Consider the following 5,158-nt stretch of genomic DNA (forward strand, 5'->3'; position numbering starts at 1 on the left):
AGCATTGCAGGTTGTGCCCCAGACTGTTGAGTACTTTATGCAACACCCAGCGCCCGGGTTTGCCTGCTAAAGGCGCAAACTCCCAATGCTGATCTTGCTGATAGAGCACCAGGCTGCCTTTGTCTTTGTGGTGCAGCGTTAATGACTCTGTCAACTGATGACAGCTGCTGCCAAGCTGGATATCATCAAAATGAATATGGCGCCCTTCTTCATTGATCAGTATCAAAGAGGTCGTGCCATCCTCATTTTTGTTGCGCTCAATGGACTGGTGAAAAGGAGTACGCCAACCATACCCCAGGCCAACAGCCTGGTTGCTTTGACTGGAGCGGTAACAGCGAACCCAATGCAACGGCAGAGGCCCATCCAGAGTAAAATCGGTCAGCTCAAGAATTTCTTCCCCATTGCACATCGCGACCGGGTCGCCACAGGTCGCTTTGTCTTTGTTTGGTAGATCCGGGCAGCCGTTAGAATTACTACTCTGGCTGTCATTGACCGCCATACTGGCTTCATTGGCTGTGGCCTTGCCTCCTGGCGATGATGATGATTGCTGGGATGACATGTTACTGCCGGCACCAGTTGAACCCGGGGCCAGGCTATTCGTTGTTTCAGGTCGGGTTACCTCAGGCACTTCATAAGCATGAAGTTGCTTTTCCACCAGCGCCTTGGCAATCGCTTGACGGATAGCATCCGCACGGCTGGCACTAATCGAAACCGGACTTTGCTGCCCTCCCAGCCAGCCGTACAACTCCAAAAGGCCGCCCGATGCTCCAGCTTGCAATCTGAAGTTTTGCTTCAGGTAATGCTGAGCCTGGGTCAAGTTGTCAAAGTGGATGGCTTTGCCGATGCCAGGGGCTGGGGCAGCACAAATGATCACCTGGCTGCCATGGATCCCTTTTAGTTTCAATTGCTTTTCTGACATGGTTGTAAGCGTCCTATGCTATGAAGTCGCGGCTGATTGCCAATAGAATACAGCTGCTGAACGAAATCCCAGCTGGCCTTGTTCTGACTGCAAGCTCAGGCCACTGCGAACCTGATTGTGATGCGCCAGATAAAGGTGAAGCAAACGATACAAGCCACCAGCACTTCCCAGTTCACCCGTTTGGTAAGCCAAAAACTCATAACTGGTTTCTGCTGTAAGCCATGGATGCAGCTGACCACATGCCGCTAGCCAGGACTCTGCCAGGGCGGCATTGCCATTATCAGGCAGATAAATGCTCGTTAGTGGGCTCTTCAGTAGTTGTGCCATTCGTGTAAAGAGTGCCTGCATCCCCTCTTCGATCTGAGCATGTTGAGGTGTTAATTCAGTTTCATTAAAAAGGTACTGCAAACCTGATGCATCGGCTGCCCATTGTACCGCAACAATACCTTCACTCAGCGAGACCGGTCGATAGCCCGTTGGCTGTGCAGCTAATAGCTCAGGCCTAAGCCGGTATTGCTGAAGAGGGCTATCGATGGCAATCATCCATGGGCTAAGCGTGGGATCATGCAGCCAGCTGTGCTGAATCGTTTTAAGCGCTAATAAGGCAGAACAGGCTCCAAAAGGGAAGACTCTGCTCTGTTGATGCATGAGCAGTTCAGGGAACTGTTGCCGGATTAAACGGGTGAGAGCAGCAAGCTGACCAGCATCTTCCATGCTTTCTGGTAACAGCAGATACACTGGCTGATCAGTCAAAGGCTGACTGAGTGATGTCAGCAAAGAAGACAATAAAGCAAAGAGCTGAACGGGCATGGATTCGTTTTCATCGATTAATGGATCCAGCCCAATTGACCACGCATCGTCACTGAGCCATTGCTGAGATGGGAGCGCAAGATCTGGCAACAACATAGCGTGCTTGGTATCGGGCGCTTTTCCTACCAGCGAGTGGTAGTCTTTCAGGCGAAAACAGTGTGCCATGCCCCACCCCATAAACTTGAGCAATTCAGTACCGGCACTGCCGACCATTGCAAAGCGGCTTTGATGGAGGCCAGTTGTCGTTGCAACTGATTACCATGCAGCCATAATTGCTCTAACAATGCTGCAGCAGCATGCTCCTGTGCAAAAACAGCACCTGATCGTTGGAAGGCATGCTGTAAATAAGCTGGATCCGATGCCGTTAAACCATCAGCAATCACCGCATCTGCAGCAAGGACACCTAACATAATGGTGAGACTATCCGCCGCAACCTCCGACCAAGTGATATCACGCGCTAAATCGGCAATCACCGACAAATACTTAAACTGGCCACTTAATGCCATTGCCAGCATGGTAATGCCATGATCCTGCTTGTTAGACAATAGATTAATGATCGCTTGTTTCTGCTGCGGACTCGCTTGCATCATCAGCATAGCCAGTTGTTGCAGGCTACCGCTTTGCTGCGATGAGAGTTGTTCCACGGCAGCCTGCCAACTACTCATTTGCTGATGAAATAGCTCCCTTGCCCGGAACGTGGCTAGAAAATCAGCGGGAGCCAACGTCAATGGCAACTGTCCCAGTGCTGGTTGAAAATGTTCAGGGCAATGCTGTGCCAACAGCCAGCCAGTGTCACTGGCTGGCTCAAGTTGCAGCTGCTGGAGCACAGCTGGTGTCACAGGAAACTGCTGAAAATACGCTTTCAGTTGCCACAAGTAGGCACGAAAACAGGCACTCAGCTCTGCTTGTAGTAATACCGGCAACTGTTCAGTTGGCTGTAGAAGCCAGTGCAGCCAAGGACTATCAGTAGACTCACGAACACTTTGGCCTTGCCGCAGAATGCGCAGATGCGACACTAAACGCTGATCCTGTTGGCGCAATTGCAGCAAGCCGACATAGCGACTGCGGCTCATCTGCTCACGTTGCAGAAGCAATAGGTTGGCTTGTTCTGGCAAAGATGTTTTGGTCAGCATAGTTCGTTGTTAACCACCGATCAGTACGGTTGGGTTGCCAACAATTATTTTTCCACCATGTTTCGTAGAGTCCCCCAGCCTGGCAGCAGCTTTACCATTGATGAACACAGATGAAGAACCTTGTGAGATGGAGTCAGGTGGCCCAACACACACTAATTTGTCACCTACCCGTGCAGCTGGAATATTACCGAAAAAAACGTTCGGTGAGCCCTGTACAACAGGGCCGCCGACATGAGGTACTTTGGAGGTGACCTTCGGACATAAATGCATTGAACCGATGACGGCTGCAGGTTTTGACATGTTCTGCCTCCTGGCATGACGTAACAAGCATGCGGTCAGTTAAGACCGATCTTGGCACCTTTAATCGTAATGTTGACACCTTTAATATCAATACTGCCGTCACTTTTCAGCGTAATGGAGGCGGCACCGGTTTTTAATGTAATACTATCCCCTGCATTGATAGTAAGAGCTTTACCAACATCAAGTTTATCCGATTGGCCGATCTTACTTGCCCGCTCTTTTTTTACATCAAGGCTGTCGTTTGCCTTAATAATTGTGTTGCGATCATTGTCGATGGTGTCATGTTGATCATTCTCGACGTGCAAAGTTAAATCGTGTTCAACCTGCATGCTCATGTCTTTTTCGGCATGCAGGTAAAACAGCTCTTCCCCTTTTTTATCTTCAAAGCGGATTTCGTTAAAGTTATCCGCCCCACCTTTCTTGCTGGAACGACTTTTAATACCGCTTTGGGTTTTATCGTCTGGCAAACTATATGGCGGCATATGATCGGAGTTGTAGACTGCTCCAGTGATAATAGGTTGATCAGGATCACCGTTAATAAACTCGACCAACACTTCCTGATCCCGTCGCGGGAAGAAAAATGCCCCCCAATTCTTCCCTGCCCAATGCTGACTCACCCGGATTGCACAAGAACTTTCGTGATCTGAGATATCGCTTCGATCCCAGTGGAACTTAACAGTGACACGGCCCAACTCATCCACGGAGATTTCTTCATCGCCTTTGCAGGTTACTGTGGCTGTTTGCACGCCGGTAATCAGTGGCTTGTAGGCGGTGGCATAGGGTCGGTAAACAACTTTCTTAGGCACGCATTTGAAGCTATTGTAGATACTGCACTGGCCTGCCTGGGCAGCTCCTGATTGATTACTAACAGCCGCAATCAATTCAACATCGGTGATGACATATTGCTTGCCTACTTCGTTATCATCTTCATGTTCAGTGATGGTAAAGGTTTTGGCTGCAGCAAAGTCACGGCAATTACTGGTGCCTGCCCGGACCTCCATATCTTTTTGCATGCTCTCAAGGCGGATGCTTGCGATTGCTTGAGCCCTATCCAGCGATTCAGCCTCGGCACCATAGGAAAAAATCTCATAATTGGCGTGCTCAGGCACCAGATTACCATGCTGATACTGGCCCGTAGGTAATGCTTTAGGCTTTTGCAAATCATAATGCCGTTGCACAAACTGACCGGGAACCATGGTCAATTGATTTTGCCAGCTAACTATGTGATCGTCGGCTAGAGAGCCGGTATGAAACTTTACACTGGCATTTTTCGGGCAAGGTTTGTATGCCGATGCTTTATCAGCTAGCACCAAGGTATGGCTACTATCCGTGTGTTCAAAGAAGTAAAACAAACCTTCTTCTTCCATCAGACGCAGCAGGAAGTTTAAATCCGACTCTTGGTACTGGACTTTGAAATCGTAGTCAGGATAACTCGACGTGTGGGTGGTGGTATCGACATCCACGCCATGTTCAGCTGCCAATAGCTCGATAATCCGCAGTACATTCTTTTCCCGGAAAATTCTGCTGTTAACACGGTGCTGCATAAACCAGCTGGCTGGTACTATGGTCAGTCGATAGTCCCGGTAATCGTTCTCGGTTGCATCTTTATTCACGCGAAGCCCCAAGGCTTGCAAATCCGCAACTTTGCCATGAATATAGCGCTGCTTATAGGAGCCAAGCTCCAGGCGAATACTGACCTCTTTGCCAATTAAATCAGCAGCAGCAATGGTCTGACCATTGGTGTAAACGTCGGATGTGACGACAAACTGTTTTGAAATACCTTCTTTTAAAGAAAAACGCGTCAGATAGAGCGCGTCCTTACCAAGAGGAGTGTTGATTTCAATGCTGTTTTCTTCTTGGGTCGCTTTTTGCATCCGTTCGCCTCACCTCTGCCTAGCGGAGTGTTTTGAAAAGCCCTGTTCACTAAGTAACAGGGCTTACAACTACTTACAGCTTCTTACCTTTAGCACCACTGTAACCATAAACCAGAGGTGCA

Annotated in this window: 5 protein-coding genes; all 5 read right to left on the bottom strand. The window is 49.1% G+C overall.

Translation table 11 applies throughout. The features are described 5' to 3' along the window. Window positions 1–919: DUF6531 domain-containing protein (locus tag JJU14_RS15910; protein WP_228614704.1), on the bottom strand; the 919-nt coding region annotated here is incomplete at its 3' end. Between the two features lie 18 nt (window positions 920–937). After that, complete coding sequence (locus JJU14_RS15915) at window positions 938–1,894, bottom strand: hypothetical protein (RefSeq protein WP_228614705.1); 957 nt, start codon at window positions 1,892–1,894, stop codon at window positions 938–940. Beyond that, window positions 1,873–2,862 carry a hypothetical protein gene (locus tag JJU14_RS15920; protein ID WP_228614706.1) on the bottom strand — a complete coding sequence of 330 codons (990 nt, stop codon included), beginning with the start codon at window positions 2,860–2,862 and terminating at the stop codon, window positions 1,873–1,875. Before JJU14_RS15920 ends, JJU14_RS15915 begins: the two co-directional genes overlap by 22 nt. 9 nt (window positions 2,863–2,871) lie before the next feature. Next, window positions 2,872–3,162 (bottom strand): PAAR domain-containing protein, encoded by a 291-nt coding sequence (locus JJU14_RS15925; protein WP_228614707.1) that lies wholly within the window; start codon window positions 3,160–3,162, stop codon window positions 2,872–2,874. Window positions 3,163–3,197: 35 nt separating this feature from the next. Continuing rightward, window positions 3,198–5,036: a type VI secretion system tip protein TssI/VgrG gene (gene tssI / locus JJU14_RS15930; RefSeq protein WP_228614708.1), complete on the bottom strand. Its 1,839-nt coding sequence runs from the start codon at window positions 5,034–5,036 to the stop codon at window positions 3,198–3,200. Window positions 5,037–5,158 lie beyond the last annotated feature (122 nt).

This window comes from Alkalimonas sp. (assembly GCF_020831925.1).
Lineage (GTDB): Bacteria > Pseudomonadota > Gammaproteobacteria > Enterobacterales > Alteromonadaceae > Alkalimonas.